Source organism: Corynebacterium sp. CCUG 61414, assembly GCF_024453945.1.
Classification (GTDB): Bacteria; Actinomycetota; Actinomycetes; order Mycobacteriales; family Mycobacteriaceae; genus Corynebacterium; species Corynebacterium pseudogenitalium.
Genome location: NZ_JAGPYU010000013.1, coordinates 50,048 through 66,933, shown reverse-complemented (window position 1 = coordinate 66,933; position 16,886 = coordinate 50,048). Strand labels below are relative to the sequence as shown.

Below are 16,886 nucleotides of genomic sequence, written 5' to 3'. Positions count from 1 at the left end.
CGAGCACTGTCCCGCCGTAGGCCCAGGCAGGACCTGGAATCCATATCCAAAAAAGCACACATTTTGTCGCTTAACCCCGAACAGTTCCATTAGGGTTTTCGTCGCCCCACCGCTTTGTGACAAAACGGCCAGTTGTAGCTGAACGCGTAACAGTGCGGTTGTTGCTAGTTCCCTTTCCAACCTGTTCGGTGATGGTCTTGTTAGGCCACCGACCCTTTGCAGCGTTAGATACGAACTTGCCGGTCTTTGCAGACCGATTAACGGTACGTCGAGACATTCTCGATTTCCTCCTTTAGAGTTTGATCCTGCTAGTAATGCCACAACCCTCTCGGGTGGGGTAGCCTTGAAGTTCGTCACGCGACCTTTCATTGAGGATCTCTCTCCGCTTGGTGAAGTGAAGACACTCATACGCCGTCGCGTGGCTCACTCCAATTAACACTACTCTCTTTCCGCTTGAGCGGTTTTGTCGGAGTGTTCTGATACATTGGAACTAACCAACAAACGTTGGCTCCCAAAGCGCTAGCCCAAGTATAAAAACCCTCCCGGACATTAAGGACGTGGGTTAGCACAACTTTTCGAAAGGATCACTTATGTTGAATCTAGAAGAGCTTCTTGCAGCATGTAAGCCTGGCGGACCATCAGCTTGGTCATCCGTAACAGAACTCTCTGCAGCAGCCGGATCACACGCATCCATCACTCCGGCGAAATATGTGCAGGGCAACTCGCAGTGTTTCGCCTTTGAAACCAGGTACATCGACAAAAAACCGAATGAGGTTGTGATTATTGACGGCATCGCGTCGTCAACTAACCGTGGCGAAAAGGCCATCAGCAACTCCATCCTTGACGGAGACCCACTGATTTCCCGTATTCCGCGCATTGCCCTGTCTTATGGCGATGAGACCCTCACCGATATTGACCTGCCGCACCGTTTTGCTGACGGCCACATCCGCGCCGGAAGCTACGAAGGGAAACCCGTCACGCAGGCCGACTGGTTCCGAGAGATTCGAAACTCGAAACCACGTAACTACCGTGCACTCCTCAACACTGCACCGATAGCTATCCTGTGCGGTGGTTGGGACTCTGTCCGACCAGAAGACCAAGTTCGAATCCGTCGATCGATTACCGGAGAGACCATTGGTGTGCTGGCAGATCAGAGTCGGCCAGGATCCGAACAGCAGGGAGCGCGCAGTGGCGCACGTGTTGACCCAGTAGGTGCATCGGTACAACTGGATGCAGCAGCCTTCAAGAAGATCATTGACAACCAGGCAGACGAGCTCTCGGAGAAAAAAGTCAAAGATACTCAGGACAAATTGAAGAAGGCCAAGAAGGGTGAGACCTTCTCGGGCTCCGCAGTCGGCGTCGGTGCACTGCCACCCACCCTCGATCCGTTGGGAGGAGTGTCCTGCTCCCGCGTGATTCGCTCCTGGGTACTCAGCTTCACGGCGCTGCGCCAGATCAGCTTCGGTGGCACCCCTGAAGAAAACGTTGCTGGTCGCGCACTCATCGCGGCCCTCGGCTTCGCGCTGATCGCCCGTGCAGAGCAAGAACTGTACTACCGCTCCAACTGTGATCTCGTTGAAGTCGCAGCGCCTGTCGTCAAGCTTGACCTGCGTTACGGCGAGAAAAAAGAGCTACCACCGCTCTCCATTGAGGCTGCTGACGCGCTACTCAAGGAGGCACTCGACCACGCTGAGGCCCTTGGAGTCGCTGACTGGCATGGTCAGATCCGCGAAGTGGTAGGCAACCCTGACATCTACGCCGGCGCAGCCGAACCAAGCGAAAAGGATGAATAATCATGGCCCAATTGACGTTGAAAGCGTCGCTTCCTTTGGGCACCTACTACGGGCATCGGAGTGACGGGTCCGTCGAAAACTCGCCGTCACCCCTACGTCTACATGCTGCGCTTCTCGCTTCTGCTGGTCAGGGGCCTACGTCCGAGGATGGTCAACCGTCTGATGCGTCGCTCAAAGCACTGCGATGGCTTGAAAAACACCCACCGAACGGGCTGTATCAGCCCGAGACACTGCTGCTCAATGGTGGTCACCACCGAATTGGGTACAGGGATGTAGGAACGTTCGACGCTACGAAGAATTCAATTCGCAAAAAGGTGGAAGCACGCCCGATTTCTGACGGCGTAGCAGTCCGTGACTACTACGGCTTCATGTGGCACGACGTGCCAGAGGATGTTGCTGAAACGCTCACAGCCCTTGCTGAGGATGTGCCGTACCTCGGCGAGAGCCACAGCGTAGTCACGATTAGCGCCGAGCGCTTTGAACCGAACCTGCTGCTTTCCCCGACGGCGAACTGCTTCACGCGCGAGGCTCACTCGCGCGCTGTTCCAGCCGAAGGCCGAACTGACGCGCTGATCGCTGCGTATAACGCGCGGTTTAAAGCCAAACCACCATCACTGAGCCGTGACAAGTTCTCAAAAGGTCAGAAACCAACGAGTGAAAAGCCGTCAGAGGCTTCAATCGGTGAAACTTGGTACGAGCCCATCGAAGGCGAACCAGAAACAGCACCGTGGGCGACGGCGTATTTGTTCAATCTCGATCGAGAAGTCGACAAACGTGACCGTGTCGCGTTGTGTCTCAGCATGCATAAGGCACTGATTTCGCGGATTGGTTTTGGCGCTGCACCCCTGATTACCGGGAAATACAACAAAGGTGTGTTGCCTCCGGCAAACCGACTTTCCATCCAGTACATCCCGACAAAGCTTGCCCAACTGCTTGGAGAAAACGGCCCTCTACTGGCGCTTTTTGTACCCAACGGTGCTTCGCCGGAAGAGCTGCAGCAAGTACAGGAAGCTGTACATATCAAGCACCTATGGTCAAGTAGCTTAGGGAAAATCGGTGTTTCCTTTGCAAACACCACCAGATCTGGAACCCGGTTCTGGCCGGCACCGGCAGCTGGCAAGCACCGTCTCTGGGCGACCGAGATGCCCATCGTGCCTGAGATGCGACGAATCCGCGATAAGGACTCAGAATGGAGTCTCGCGGATTCAGCACTGGTCTCGGCGGGATTCGTATGGCGTGACAGGTTCAACATAGAAGGGAAGGGGCCGAAGCGGTACATCTCTCTTCGTGACCAGGTGGCGCAACACAAGGTCATTGTGGCCAAGACTCAACTCGTCACACGCTCCGTGCGCAGGTTCGCGCACCATTCGCCGAAGGGCGTGCCCGTACAGCCGTACGATGCTGTTCTCGACTTGGGGCGGTTGCACCCTCCGCAAGCAGCGATCATGCTCGGCCAGTCACGTCACCTTGGTGGGGGACTGCTGTATCCCTTCGACATCGAGCTTCCCGTTCCAGAACAGACAGAGGAGTCATGATGGAACCAGTACAGTTACATGATTTCGACGAGTTCTTTGCAGCGCTGAACGGTGGACACAAACCCTTCAGTTGGCAATGCGCACTCGTCAGCCACGTCGTGCAACACGGAGTGTGGCCAGACCAAATCGTTGCTCCAACAGGCGCCGGTAAGTCTTCGGTCGTCGATGTTCACGTTTTCCTCAACGCGCTGAGTGCGTGTGGGAATGCGCCCAGGATTCCACGTCGACTACATACCGTTGTCAACCGGCGCGGCCTTGTGGACAACCAGTACCAGCGGGCACTCTCTATCCAATCAATGCTCAAAGAGGCGCTGCAGGACCCTGCAGCAGCATCGGATGTTGTTCTTCGAGTGGCATCTGCGCTCCAGACATTCAGCGGCAACCGTCAAGGACATCCGCTTGTTGCGTCAGTGCTTCGTGGCGGTCTGACTTCACGTTCACTTCCTGTGAGCGACTTCTCGAGCTGCGCCGTCATTGCCTCAACGCCGGATATGTGGGGTTCACGCGCGCTCTTCCAGGGTTACGGTTCAACACTGTATGCGCGTCCGCGTGAAACCGCGCTCATGACGATGGACTCCGTTGTGGTACTCGATGAAGCACACCTCAATAGGCAACTGCTGGTAACGGCGCGACGTATTCGAGATATCCAACAAGCAGGAGCTAAAACGGGGATTCCGGAACTCCAAGTAGTCGAAACAACGGCGACGCCGTCTACACACAATACCGAGTACTCCTCCATCGGAGTAGATCCCAATGACCTTGAGTTTCCTCGCGACAACGCTCTCCATCTGCGTCTTCACGCCACGAAGCGCATCACCCATGAGCAGCTTCCGAAGTGGAACGGCAAGATGGGGAATCGCGCCGTCGTCGACGGCGCGATAGAGCGCATAGAGCAGTGGCTCAACGACGAGGCCCGAACGGGCACCATCGGTTGCATCGTGAACCATGTGGACACAGCGATCAAGATCTCCGCCGCGCTGAAGAAATCAAAGATTCGTGCAGTACTTCTGGTCGGTCGTTTGCGGCCGCACGACCTGGAAGACATCGAGGAAACCTATCCGGGGATCTTCACTCCGAAGGGCCATCCTGACGTCGATGTTGTCGTAGCAACGCAGACGCTCGAGGTAGGAGTTGATGTTGATTTCCAATACATGGTGACAGAACTTGCCCCAGCAACCGCAGTTCAGCAACGTATTGGCCGACTCAACCGGCTCGGAAAGTACGATGACGCTGAGCTGGTCATTCTGCAACCAACAGCGGATGCGGCCCCAAAGCGGGACTGTCCCCCATATACAGCAGAAGATTTACGTAATGGGCTTACATGGATCAACCAGTTCGAGGACGGAGAAGACATCAACCCGGCTAGGGTGGGCGAATACGCGGCACCAGCAACAGATCCGCGACGCCTGCTGTACCAGCGCCTCGAGTTCCGCGATGTCGAGCTCCTGGCAAAGTCCTCGGAGCGTCACGCTCACCCAATGGAACTCGAGTTTTGGCTTCGTGACGACCTTTCCGACGAAACTCCGCAGGCCGGGGTAGTAGTCCGTCACACAGTAGCTAAGACTGCAGAAGCAACCATCGAGCTTCTACGAACGATCCCTCCAACTGCGAATGAGGTCTTTCCAGGAAGTATCACCACGGTCAGGGAAGTCGCTGCAAAGGTTGCCCAAACGTTGGGTCGCGATCCTGCAATTCCGCAGCTTGTCTATCGTGCTGGCGAGGTTGAAGTATTGGAGGATGTCAAGGATCTCAAGCCTGGCGACGTCCTCATTGTCACTGCTGATATCCCAATCACTACTGAGCAAGTCTTGTCGATCCCGGCAGGAGACAAAGACGCACCCGAAGAAGCCGCCATCGATGGGGTTACGGTGTATTTACCAAAGGATCAGGGAGAACTCGACCTCGAGCTTTTCCGTGCCGCGCATGAGCTGACGCCGGCTGAGTTCACAGAGCTGTGGTATTCCCGGTTCCCTGACGACGAAGCACAGGCACCGAGTATCGAAATCTCTGCCTCTATCGTCGAGGATCCACGCGGCGACATGGCTGCCTGGATCATCCGGCGCGAGTCGAAGATACTGCGAGCAGACTCCGAAACAATTCAGGAGTGGACGCCTAGCGTGCAACCAGGCGGCGAAATGCCTCCGACGCTTGCGGATCATCAACGCGACGTCGCTCAACGCGCGCGTGAGATCTGCGACGGCCTCGGGGTGGAGGGCTCCTTTGCTCAACACATTGTCACCGCTGCTGAACTGCACGATGAAGGAAAACAAGACTCTCGATTCCAACGCATGCTGAAGAACCCTGATGTCACACAGCCCTGGGCAAAGAGCCTCACTCGGAGCCGTCAGGAAATCCTTCGTTCGAAGGCAGGCTCAGGGCTGCCTGTCGGTTGGCGTCACGAACAACTTTCAGCAGTTGTTGCTGAGGAGAAGCGGCTGTCCGGCGATGAGCGCATCAACAAGCTTGTCGTCCACATTGTTGGGGCAAGCCACGGCAGAGGACGCGACCTCTTCCCGCAAACCGGCGAAGAGCTCGCTCCAGGGTCTGAAACTGCTCACCGCCTGTTTACAGAAGGGCAGTGGGAGAGCAACGTCAGAACCCTCACGCGGAAGTTCGGCGCTTACACCCTCGCGCTGTGCGAGTCCCTTGAGCGGGCTGCAGATGCTCAGATTTCAGGAGAAGGACGATGAAACACTCAATCACAGTCGCAGGCGATGTTTACTCGGGACTGACGCACTTCGCTCTAGCAGGTCTTAGCCTCATTGCAAGATCGCTCACTGATGGAGCGGTGACTACCCATTGGAACAACGATCCGACTCCGAAAGGCATCCTCGAAATGGAGGACGTAACTCCGTTAGAGCTTGCCGAAGCAACAGTGCAGATCAACCGGAACTGGCATGACGGTTGGGCCACAACCCAAGTCCAGTACGGCGAAGGGACATTCTCTCCTTTCAGTCCGCGCTTTAAAGCGATCAATCCCACCAAGTTCCCCGAGGACTGGAGTCGCCACCAGGAGGCTCGGTCGAAGGATCTCGACCAGCTGCAAGAACAGTCAGACATGTTGGGACTACAGTTCATTCAGGCTCTCGGTGAGGCTGCCTACTGGAGGTTCAACGGCAAGGACCCTCGTCCTGATAACGGGGCGTCCCGCTGGGAAATGAAGACCCGTAATGCTGGCGAGGAATTCGTTTCCCAGAAACTGTCGAAGTTCGTCGAAGAGCTCGCATCATGGGATCCGGAACGCGTTTTGGAAGGTTGGCAAGGTGACAAGACCGAAGATCCCTTTGGCGGCGACGCGTCCCGAACGCCATCGGGATTCACCCCTCCCGGAGAAACCGATCTGGCGCTCGCCTTTGCCGCGCTCATAGGCATCGGACAGTACCCAGTTGTTCCCCGGGTTACGCACGTGACGTTCACACCAGGGGCCTACCCGGATACCGCCCACCATCCGCAGTTGGCTGTATTACCAGTACCAACTACGCCGATAAGCCCAGAGCGGTTCGAAAGCATCGTGTTGTCTTCTTCATGGAGCGACATAGTCAACGCCTTCGGTGCCCAAGCTGAAGGGAAGACAGAGGAAGGTAGCCTCCCGGAGAAAGCGATCGCGTCCTTACGCGCGTACGGTGTTCCAGCAGCTGCAACATTCCGCATCTATGTAAGTCCGGCAAAGGTGCCCGAACGCTACTTCGAGCGAGGAAGGGTCCAATTGCTGTGATTGCAGAAGAGGACTTCCTGCCGATCAGCCTGGTGCTGCACACCGCATACTGTGAGCGTCGCACCTGGCTCGAGGCAAACGGGGAAACTACGTTTACCCAGCAGATGCAGGCAGGCGACGTGGCTCACCAGGCTGTAGACAACACAGCGAACTCACGGTCGCAGCGCCTCACGTCGTATCCGCTTCGGAGCGAAGCAATGGGACTCGTTGGGAAGGCAGATGCTGTCGAGTTTCTTGACGAGCACGAGGTGGCTTTGGTGGAGCACAAAGCCACACCAGTGCGCAGGCGAGCGGTTGTGACGCCAGCGAACCGACTGCAGCTTACGTTACAGAGGGAGTGCCTGCGCGAGGCGGGCTTCTCCGTCGTTGATCAGGCGATTTACTTCACCGATCATCGGCGACGCGTGAGCGTAGAGCTCACCGACGACGACATGGACAACGCAGCTCGCATGGTTGCAAGGACACGGGACATCGTTGACTCTTCGCATGCTCCGGTGCCACTTGTGAACGACGAACGCTGCGCGCGTTGCTCGCACTTTTCCGTTTGTCTGCCAGATGAATACAACGGAGGAAACCCCCGACGCAGAATCCACGCCGCAGACCCCGATGGGCAGGTACTTCACCTCACCACGCAGGGTTCTCGTGCGAGCATTCGGCGGGGCAGAGTGGTCGTCGAAAAGGAAGGAGAAAAGCTTGCCGACGCCCCGCTAGCGCGCGTTCAAGGCGTAGTTGTCCACGGCAACATCGACTTATCCAGCGCGTTGCACCGAAACTTGCTCTGGAACGACGTTCCGGTTGTTTGGTGCTCATCTACCGGGCGAGTCTACGGAATGTCGCAGCCCGCCGACGGCCCTAATGGGGCAGCGCGCGTCGAGCAACACGTGCGGAGCCACAACGGGGATCTCACCATCGCGCGCGGGATGATCACAGCAAAGATCGCCAACCAAGCAACGCTGCTTCGACGCAACGGCGATGCACCCGATGCAGTGCAGTTTCTCCTGAACGAGGCAGAGCGCGCATCAACTGCGGGTGACATTCCCGAGCTCTTCGGTATTGAAGGCGACGCAGCTGCTGCGTACTTCAAGAGCTTTCCAACAATGCTCAGTAGCAAGCGCATGGAGGCACTCGAGTGGGAGTGGCCCGGAAGGCATGGCAGAGGAGCTGCCGACCCCATCAATATCTTGCTGAACTACGCCTACGGGCTGCTCCGTACGGAAGTGATCCGAGCGATCCTCACCTGCGGGTTAGACCCACACGCGGGGTTTTTGCACAGCAGTGGGCGAAACAAACCGGCGCTCGCCCTAGATCTGATGGAGGAGTTCCGTGCTCCTATCGCGGACTCGGTGGTGATCTCAATGATCAACCGCCGAGAGATTAAAGCAACGGATTTCACTTACATTCAGGACGTTGCTCGGTTACGCGACAGCGCGAGGAAGAAGGTGATCGCCGCGTTCGAACGCCGAGTGCAGACCAGTATTCAGCACCCACTGTTCGGTTATGACGTGACGTGGCGCCGAGTCATTGAGATCCAAGCCCGGATGATTCTCGGGGTGCTCACTGGTGTGCAGCCTTCCTACGTTGGAGTGACAGTCCGATGAGCAGAGACGACGCACGCAGAACGCTTATCTGCTACGACATCATCCACGATCGTCGCCGCGACCGCGTTGCGACCACCCTGCAGGAATACGGCGACCGAGTGCAGTACAGTGTATTCATCGTGGACATCTCACCCGCCCGATTGTTGCAGCTCAAGTCCGAACTGGAACAGCTCATTGATTCGGACGAGGACTCCATCCTCTTCTGCGATCTCGGAAGAGTTGCCGAACTCAATGAGCAACGCTTCGGGTACCTTGGGAAGTCGCGGGAGGTGACCGACAACGATGTCCTAATTTTGTAGGTCATGCTTGTCCTGCGAGCGCTCCGGTGTAACGAAAACCCCAGGGCACGCTCGCAGAAGGAAACCGCATGTCAAACATGAGAACTCAATAGTGAAGGCAAAATACCAACCTCAAAACTGCTAACATTCCTATTGCGCTCGGAACCCCCAGCAAACCCGCTGTATATGACCCTATTTTTCCAGGGTCTACCGCTGCTCTTTCGGGAGCGGCCTTTCATTGAGGGGCAGCAAATGCAGCGCGGGCACGAGGGGTAGCAGGGCACCGCTGCTCTTTCGGGAGCGGCCTTTCATTGAGGGATCCCGTATGTGAAGCGGGGAGTGAGCGTTTGGGCGAACACCGCTGCTCTTTCGGGAGCGGCCTTTCATTGAGGGTTCGAAGCGTCGCCACGTGTGAACGGATCTGAGACACCGCTGCTCTTTCGGGAGCGGCCTTTCATTGAGGGGAGTACGACATCAACCCACGCATCCAGGAAATCCTGTACCGCTGCTCTTTCGGGAGCGGCCTTTCATTGAGGGGAGGGACCGTTTCCACGTGTCAGCTTTGATGCGATTGGACCGCTGCTCTTTCGGGAGCGGCCTTTCATTGAGGGGACGAGCACAAGCCCAGGACCAAAAAGAACTTCCGTGAACCGCTGCTCTTTCGGGAGCGGCCTTTCATTGAGGGATTGCCGAGGGCAACCTGGTGGCGTATCGCGCCCGACCGCTGCTCTTTCGGGAGCGGCCTTTCATTGCGGGGAGCCGAATGCAGGTACTCGCCGCGGATCTCCTCGACCGCTGCTCTTTCGGGAGCGGCCTTTCATTGAGGGTCGAGGATACGACTACAAGTCTCACCTCGACAAGATCCGAGAACCGCTGCTCTTTCGGGAGCAGCCTTTCATTGAGGGGCGGATTCAATCGCGTTGACCATCGCCTCCTGTGTGGTACCGCTGCTCTTTCGGGAGCGGCCTTTCATTGCGGGGCCCGGTCGTATCGTTCATCCATGACAGGGGTTTTCACCGCTGCTCTTTCGGGAGCGGCCTTTCATTGAGGGGCTGGGAAAACATGATGTCGTTTCGGGCCGTTCACGCGGACCGCTGCTCTTTCGGGAGCGGCCTTTCATTGAGGGTCAGGAAGCACCGTGACGGTAGTCCGTGTAGCCACTACCGCTGCTCTTTCGGGAGCGGCCTTTCATTGAGGGTCCGTGCGGCTTGAAACCCACGATGGGGACACCTGGGACCGCTGCTCTTTCGGGAGCGGCCTTTCATTGAGGGCACGGGTCGCGAATCCTGTTCGGGATGCGAGGACCAAGACCGCCGTTCTTTCGGGAGCGGCCTTTCATTGAGGGTCGGCAATGTCTTTGAGCCTGTCCAGGGGTATGCAGCCGGACCGCCGTTCTTTCGGGAACGGCCTTTCATTGAGGGATTGATGAGTTGCGCACGCAGAAAACGGAGGTGGGACCGCCGTTCTTTCGGGAGCGGCCTTTCATTGAGGGAAGCAGTTTCCTGATTCGCCGGACAAGATTGATGCGGACCGCCGCTCTTCCGAGAGCGGCCTTTCATTGAGGGCGCTCGTGGGTGACTGACCCCGATGACCCGGAAACCGCCGCTCTTTCGGGAGCAGCCTTTCATTGAGGGGACGGTGCAGCACTCCTCAACACGGAATCGATGGAACCACCGCCGCTCTTTCGAGAGCGGCCTTTCATTGAGGGCAGAGGACGAACCGGGCTTGCTCGCGTGCGAACTCCCACCGCTGCTCTTTCGAGAGTGGCCTTTCATCGAGGGCTCGTCCGCGCCGACGAGAAGCGCGCTCGGGTCCGGGATCGCCGCTCTTTCGGGAGCAGCCTTTCATTGAGGGGACGCAAACGACTTTGACTCCGGCGCACCCATCAACGTCGCCGCTCTTCCGAGGGCAGCCTTTCATTGAGGGGACGCAAACGACTTTGACTCCGGCGCACCCATCAACGTCGCCGCTCTTCCGAGGGCGGCCTTTCATTGAGGACAGGGAGGTTGCGAACTTCACCCAAGCCTAGGTCGGTAGGGTCGGCACTCGGTTTCACGGGTGCCGACCCCTTTTTATTAGTAATCCCGGGCTACCTGAACCTAAGCCCCTGCCCCAACCTTCCCGGAGGCAACCCCAGCCGCCCTCCGCACCTGCAGCGCGCCGACGAACCCGAGGGCCAGGAAGGCGGTGGCGGCGAGGAGGGACCAGCGGGCGGCGTCGGCCATGCCCTCGCTGAGGGCCTGCACGACGACGGCGGTTTGGTCGCCGAATGCGCTGGTTGCGCCCTCCATGCGGAGTTGGGTGATGGCGGAGCCGGCGGATTGGCGGGTGGTGGTGGAGGTGGCGTCGGCAAGGGGGCCGGTGATGCCGGCGGCCGTCAGTGTTTTGGGGAGGGTGATGGCGAGGGCCATCGAGAAGACGGAGCCGGAGACCGCGGTGCCGAGGGCGGAGCCGATCTGGCGGACGGTGCTTTGGGTGGCGGAGCCTTGGCCGGAGCGCTGTACCGGAATATCCCGGAGCACGGTGCCGGTGAGCTGCGCCGATGCAAGGCCCAGACCCAGGCCGTAGAGGGTGAGTGGTGCGGCGATGAGCCAGCCGCTCGTGTTCGCGCCCATGACAAGGGCGAGGATGACGACGCCCACAACCTCGAGGGCGAGCCCGATCAGGACGGTGCCCGGCGCGCCGAAGCGGGCGGCGACGTGGCGGGCAGCCGCGCCGGAGAGGAACGCGCCGACGGCCATCGCGGCCAGGACCAGGCCGGCGGACATGACGGACAGGCCCAGCGCATTAATAAGGTAGAGCGGCAAGATGAAGATGATGGCGAACTCGCCGATGGCGACGGCTCCGGCGGTGATGTTGCCCCAGGAGAAGGTGGAGTAGGAGAACAGGCCCAAGTCCAGGAGCGCGGAGCGTTCCACGCGCTTGCGGTGCTGCTCCCAGCGGATGAAGAGGGCGAAGGCCACGGCGGAGATCGCAAGTGCCACGGGGACGGGGGAGACCGGGGCCGTGGTGGGCCAGGTCCAGCCGAAGACGGTCAGGGGTTCCTTGGGGGTCCACCAGCCGAGGTCGGGTGCCTCGATGATGGCGAAGACGAGGGTGCCGAAGGCGATGGCGCTGAGCTGGGCGCCGTCGACGTCGATGCCGGGCAGCTTGTCGGGGCTGCGGGTCTCGCGGACGGTGAGCACCGCGCCGATGGCGACGATCACGCCGATTGGCACGTTCACCAGGAAGATCCAGTGCCAGGACACCCACTGCGTCAGTGCGCCACCGGCCAGGGGGCCGACCGCGGCGGCGCCCGAGATCACGGCGCCCCACACGCCGAAGGCGGCCGCGCGGTACTTCCCGCGGAAGACCGCGTTTACCGTCGAAAGGGTTGACGGCATGATGAGGGCAGCACCGACGGCTTGCACTGCACGGGCGGAAATGAGGGTCGAGGCGGACGTCGAAAAGCCGGCGAGGACGCTGCCCGCGACGAACACCCCGAGGCCCGCGAGGAAGGCGCGCTTGCGGCCCCACGAGTCCGCAATCTTGCCCGTGGACAGCAACAACGCGGCGAGCAGCACCGCGTACAGGCTGTTCACCCACTGTGCCTGAGTGAGGTCCAGGCCGAGGTCAGTAATTATCGACGGCAACGCCACGCCAACGATCGTGCCGTCGAGAACGATGACTCCGAGCCCCACCGAGAGGACGGCGAGGCTGATCCAGTCGCGACGCGTTGGCGTGGTGACCTCTACTTCGCTCATCACTAACGCCTTACTGATTCTTGCTCAACAGGCTTGAGCGCGCGACCGAGCGCCGTCATGAACAGGCCCAACGCAATCGTGATCGCAATGTGGCCCAAGCCCGCGATTCCCGCGATCATCGCCGTGGACTCCTTGCCCTGCACAGTGAGGATGCCGTGCCAGACCATCATGCCCGAGGTCATGAGCACGCCGACGTTGTACACCCAGAAGAACCACGTGAACAGCTTGCCTGACCGCGAAACCTGGAACAGCTTCTCCAGCGCCAAGAAGACCAACGACATGATGAACCCGAGCACCAGCAAGTGCGTGTGCGTCACCCCAAGCTGCGTGAACTGGCCTTCCGGGAAATCATTCGCGCGGGTGAACTCGCGGTAGAACAACCCCGAACCCAAACCGAGGACCAAGTACAACACTGCTGCTCTGTACAACTTCTGCACGGTACACACTCCTTTTACAACCGCCAACACCGGCGGGAAATCCATTGACACCATCAATGGTGCTGGAGCGGCCGCAGAAAGTAATCGCGCAGCAGGTTGAATGTTGCGTCAACCGAACGGTTGAGTGGGGTTAGCGCTTGAGCCCATCCACGAACCGCGCGATCATGGGCTCGCCCAGCAGGTACGCGGCGTAGAGGCCCAGCCCTGCGATGCCGATCACGATGGACAGCGTGAGCCCAAGGACCATGTCCTCCTGCTGACGGCTCAGGGGTTCCCCGGCCTTGATCTTCGAGGACAACACCTCGAACTCGGTGGCTACTCGCTTCATCCAGGGCTGGCCGGGTGGGCGCATTATGGTGACGGGTGCGAGGAGACCGGGGGCGTCGTCGTGAATCCCGCACGACTCGGGCTGCGTGCGCGTGTAGGAGGGAACTTCCGTGCTGGCACGGCAGGACTTCGCGGTTACGGAGGTGAGTTTCCACTCGTACCAGGGCTTACCCTGCGGAGTTTCGGTAGTGCTGGTCTGCGAGATCACGCCAACGAATGAGAGGGGGTTGCCGGAGTCATCGACGAGCCAGGCGGGCCCGCCCGAGTCGCCCTGGATGAAGGTCTCGTCGGCCTCGACTTTGATCACGCCGTCGCCCGCGCCCTGGATATGCCCGCACACAACCTTGCGTTGCTTCACTGAGTTCGCGCACACTTCCATGTCGGCTTCGAGGGAGTCGTAATCGGCAATTGCATCGCCCGAAAACAGGTTCTGGCCTGCGATGATATCCTCGTACAGTCGCACGGCCATGACGTCGTCGTTTTTGAAGCGGGCGTCGATAAGCCCGGCGCGAGTGCTGTAGCCCACCGCTTGACTCTTCTTGTACAGGATCTCTCCCGCGTCCTGTGAGAAGCAGTGGCGCGCGACGTACGCAGTTTTCGACGCCGCGTCGACATAGCCGACCTGGCACTTCGTGATGCCCACCTCAACAACATCACCCTGGTTCACCACGACGCCGGCGGTGTAGCGCACGGAACTGAGGTCCGCAGCAGCGTTGGGAGCGGCGGCGCCCGCTAGCGCCAGCGTTGCGGCTAGCGCTACAGCTCCGAGTTTAGTTGCGCGTTGCACCTGCGCTCCTTTTGGGTGAAAAGCAACATAGTTAAAGACATCTTAGTCTAGTCCACCGCTACGTTTCTCATGTTTCACGTGAAACACACCGGGGTTAACCCATAGACCCGGGCACACCACCGCTGTACTATGGGGTCCAACTTTTGATTGATGAGAGGACGACCTATGCAGGAACAACCGACCACCGAGGAAATATTCACAGCTCACGAGGGTGGAAAGCTCTCCATCCAATCACGGATGGAGGTGAACACCATGCGGGACCTCGCCATCTGCTACACGCCGGGGGTAGCGGAAGTGTGTGAGGCGATCGCACAAGAGCCCGCCAAGGCACGCCACTACACGGGGGCAGGGAACACCGTCGCCGTCGTCACCGACGGCACCGCGGTCCTCGGGCTCGGCGACATCGGACCGCTGGCATCACTGCCCGTCATGGAAGGCAAAGCCCAACTCTTCCAGCAGTTCGCCGGGCTGAACTCCTTCCCGATCGTCCTCGACACCCAGGACGTCGACGAAATCGTCGACACCGTCGTACGCACCGCGCCCTCCTTCGCGGCCATCAACCTCGAAGACATCGCCGCGCCACGCTGCTTCGAAATCGAACGCCGCCTCGACGAACGCCTCACCATCCCCGTCATGCACGACGACCAGCACGGCACCGCCGTCGTCATCTATGCGGCACTGCGCAACGCCGCGCGCGTCCTCAACCGCACCCTCGCCGACCTGCGCGTTGTCATCTCCGGCGCCGGAGCCGCGGGCATCGCATGCGTCGACATGCTTCTCGACGCCGGCATCCGCGACATCATCGTCCTCGACTCCCAAGGCCCCATCCACGCCGAGCGCGCCGGCCTCACCCCCATCAAACAGTCCCTCGCCGCGCGCACCAACCCCCGCAACATCCACACCACCGTCGACGACGCCCTCCGCGACGCCGACACCTTCATCGGCCTCTCGCGCGGCCACATCACCGAAGAGCAAGTCCTCCTCATGTCTGAGGCACCGATCCTGTTCTCGCTGGCCAACCCCACTCCGGAAATCGATCCGGAAGTCGCGCGGCGGCACGGAGGGGTCGTCGCAACGGGGCGCTCGGACATGCCCAACCAGATCAACAACGTCCTCGCGTTCCCCGGCATCTTCCGCGGCGCCATCGACGCCGGCGCCACCCGCATCACCCGCCCCATGCTGCTCGCCGCCTCCGAAGCCATCGCCTCACTTATCGACGCCCCCACCGCCCACAACATCGTCCCCCAAGCACTCGACCCCCGCGTGGCACCGGCCGTCGCCAAGGCGGTAGCGGACGCCGTGTAACAGAACAGGCCAATCAAGCAGTCCCTCCTGCAGGAACTGAACAAGAACGCCAACCTGGTGACCGGTGCCGGCGTCTACGCCAAGGACCAAGCCGTCTTCGATCCGAACGCCAACCTGGTGACCTTCCCCCTCGACGTCGCTGACACCCGCCTCGACGCCAACGGCAACGGCGTCCTCCACTTCGACGGCGAACTGAAACTGCACGGCACCGTCGCCCCCAAGGTCGACATCGACGACATCAAAATCACCATCACCGGCACCAACGCCACCATCACCGGCGACATCGAATCCGGAACGGTCATCGAACGCGAACACAACGACGTGGTCCTGGGCACCTTCCAGCTCGACAACGCCATCGACCCATCGCAGCCCAACTTTGCCGCCAAGGCCCGCCCTGTCACCTACGGCGTCGGCATCACGCCACTCGGCCTCAAAGCCGGCGAGACTCCATCCGACGCCAAGGCTGACCTCAACCTGACCTTCGGCAAGGCCGACCTGAGCTCCCGCCTCGACATCGACACCGAGGACAAGCTCAAAGCCGCAGGCATCGCCCTCGGCGTCCTGGCGGCTCTCGGTGCCATCGTGGCCGTCGTAGCAGGGCCACTCAAGGACCTACTGCCGTTCGACCTGCCTGTGAAGCTGCCGTTCTAAAACAGCGGTTCACCCACCGGGTGCATCTCACCGCCACCCTGCAACGGCCACGGGAAGAACCCAACGTGGCCGTAAAACAGGGTCAGGCCGAGGAACACCCACATCATGCCGATGATGAACGTCACCGGCACAAACACCTTCCGGGCAACCGGGCTGGTCAGCACGAACGGGGAAAGCAACGCCGAAAGCCCCGTACCCACGTACAAGGTAAACACCATAAACGGTTCAAGCATCGAGCCCGACAACAAACGCGCAATCGGCTCAACCTCTGGTGGACGCCACTGACCAAAATGCATCCCGGCGATACCAAACATGATCAGGCCAAACCCACCGACCGCAGCCACATACAGAATCGGGCGGAGCGTAGCCACCCAGTCCAAATCGCGGATACCACGGTCAGCGCGATCCTCTGCGCGAAGCACGGCAACACCAACGATGAGTGTCATCACACCGTAAAATGCGGCCGGTTCACCAAACGTCACATTATCGACCGCACAACAGAACACACCCTCGATCTGTTCCAGCGGCCACGTGAGCATCATATGCACACCCGTCATCCCGAGAAACGCACCGAGGAACACGAACGCCCAGCCAAACCCAGACACTGAGCGGTCTCCGGCTTTCTGCAACGCACGCATGAACAGCGGCACCATCAGCATAATTACACCGACGACCAGCCCCATCGTCGTGTTGTACGTAATACCTTGCATCAACATG

Annotated in this window: 12 protein-coding genes and 1 CRISPR repeat array; of the genes, 8 read left to right on the top strand and 4 right to left on the bottom strand. The window is 59.7% G+C overall.

The genetic code is table 11. The features are described 5' to 3' along the window. The first annotated feature begins 590 nt into the window (after positions 1–590). The 6 genes from cas7u to cas2 are packed head-to-tail and all read left to right on the top strand — an operon-like array spanning position 591 to position 8,940. Positions 591–1,793 carry a type I-U CRISPR-associated RAMP protein Csb1/Cas7u gene (cas7u, locus tag KBX14_RS09060; RefSeq protein WP_256042377.1) on the top strand — a complete coding sequence of 401 codons (1,203 nt, stop codon included), beginning with the start codon at positions 591–593 and terminating at the stop codon, positions 1,791–1,793. Between the two features lie 2 nt (positions 1,794–1,795). Then, on the top strand, positions 1,796–3,328 hold the full coding sequence (gene csb2, locus KBX14_RS09055) for a type I-U CRISPR-associated protein Csb2 (protein ID WP_256042376.1): 1,533 nt from the start codon (positions 1,796–1,798) through the stop codon (positions 3,326–3,328). Beyond that, entirely contained in the window at positions 3,325–6,018 is a 2,694-nt protein-coding gene (gene cas3u, locus KBX14_RS09050; protein WP_256042375.1) for a type I-U CRISPR-associated helicase/endonuclease Cas3, read from the top strand. The genes csb2 and cas3u overlap by 4 nt, the downstream gene beginning before the upstream one ends. Continuing rightward, positions 6,015–7,043: a hypothetical protein gene (locus KBX14_RS09045; RefSeq protein WP_256042374.1), complete on the top strand. Its 1,029-nt coding sequence runs from the start codon at positions 6,015–6,017 to the stop codon at positions 7,041–7,043. The genes cas3u and KBX14_RS09045 overlap by 4 nt, the downstream gene beginning before the upstream one ends. Next, complete coding sequence (cas1, locus tag KBX14_RS09040) at positions 7,040–8,641, top strand: CRISPR-associated endonuclease Cas1 (RefSeq protein ID WP_256042373.1); 1,602 nt, start codon at positions 7,040–7,042, stop codon at positions 8,639–8,641. The genes KBX14_RS09045 and cas1 overlap by 4 nt, the downstream gene beginning before the upstream one ends. Further along, positions 8,638–8,940: a CRISPR-associated endonuclease Cas2 gene (gene cas2, locus KBX14_RS09035; RefSeq protein ID WP_070478654.1), complete on the top strand. Its 303-nt coding sequence runs from the start codon at positions 8,638–8,640 to the stop codon at positions 8,938–8,940. The genes cas1 and cas2 overlap by 4 nt, the downstream gene beginning before the upstream one ends. Before the next feature lie 188 nt (positions 8,941–9,128). Beyond that, positions 9,129–10,917: direct repeats of the CRISPR family, unit length 36 nt; unit sequence ACCGCTGCTCTTTCGGGAGCGGCCTTTCATTGAGGG. Positions 10,918–11,018: 101 nt separating this feature from the next. On the opposite strand, the gene KBX14_RS09030 is transcribed toward cas2, so the two are convergent. From KBX14_RS09030 to KBX14_RS09020, 3 genes are all read right to left on the bottom strand, one after another. Beyond that, a complete protein-coding gene (locus tag KBX14_RS09030; protein ID WP_256042372.1) occupies positions 11,019–12,662 on the bottom strand; it encodes an MFS transporter in 1,644 nt (547 codons plus the stop codon). 2 nt (positions 12,663–12,664) lie between these two features. After that, positions 12,665–13,099: a DUF2871 domain-containing protein gene (locus tag KBX14_RS09025; RefSeq protein ID WP_256042371.1), complete on the bottom strand. Its 435-nt coding sequence runs from the start codon at positions 13,097–13,099 to the stop codon at positions 12,665–12,667. A gap of 130 nt (positions 13,100–13,229) precedes the next feature. Beyond that, complete coding sequence (locus KBX14_RS09020) at positions 13,230–14,213, bottom strand: hypothetical protein (protein ID WP_256042370.1); 984 nt, start codon at positions 14,211–14,213, stop codon at positions 13,230–13,232. 165 nt (positions 14,214–14,378) lie between these two features. Here KBX14_RS09020 and KBX14_RS09015 point away from each other — a divergent pair, with 165 nt between their 5' ends. Continuing rightward, positions 14,379–15,518: an NADP-dependent malic enzyme gene (locus tag KBX14_RS09015; protein ID WP_256042369.1), complete on the top strand. Its 1,140-nt coding sequence runs from the start codon at positions 14,379–14,381 to the stop codon at positions 15,516–15,518. A 57-nt stretch (positions 15,519–15,575) separates the two neighbouring features. Further along, complete coding sequence (locus KBX14_RS09010) at positions 15,576–16,169, top strand: HtaA domain-containing protein (RefSeq protein WP_256042368.1); 594 nt, start codon at positions 15,576–15,578, stop codon at positions 16,167–16,169. Here KBX14_RS09010 and KBX14_RS09005 read toward each other — a convergent pair. Next, positions 16,166–16,885 (bottom strand): DUF981 family protein, encoded by a 720-nt coding sequence (locus KBX14_RS09005; RefSeq protein WP_256042367.1) that lies wholly within the window; start codon positions 16,883–16,885, stop codon positions 16,166–16,168. The genes KBX14_RS09010 and KBX14_RS09005 overlap by 4 nt on opposite strands. Between the last annotated feature and the right edge of the window lies 1 nt (position 16,886).

Coding starts and splice junctions, on each gene's coding strand:
- cas3u (WP_256042375.1), top strand. CDS start 3,325: ATGATGGAACCAGTACAGTTACATGATTTCGACGAGTTCTTTGCAGCG.
- KBX14_RS09030 (WP_256042372.1), bottom strand. CDS start 12,662: ATGAGCGAAGTAGAGGTCACCACGCCAACGCGTCGCGACTGGATCAGC.
- csb2 (WP_256042376.1), top strand. CDS start 1,796: ATGGCCCAATTGACGTTGAAAGCGTCGCTTCCTTTGGGCACCTACTAC.
- cas7u (WP_256042377.1), top strand. CDS start 591: ATGTTGAATCTAGAAGAGCTTCTTGCAGCATGTAAGCCTGGCGGACCA.
- KBX14_RS09045 (WP_256042374.1), top strand. CDS start 6,015: ATGAAACACTCAATCACAGTCGCAGGCGATGTTTACTCGGGACTGACG.
- KBX14_RS09015 (WP_256042369.1), top strand. CDS start 14,379: ATGCAGGAACAACCGACCACCGAGGAAATATTCACAGCTCACGAGGGT.
- KBX14_RS09005 (WP_256042367.1), bottom strand. CDS start 16,885: ATGTTGATGCAAGGTATTACGTACAACACGACGATGGGGCTGGTCGTC.
- cas2 (WP_070478654.1), top strand. CDS start 8,638: ATGAGCAGAGACGACGCACGCAGAACGCTTATCTGCTACGACATCATC.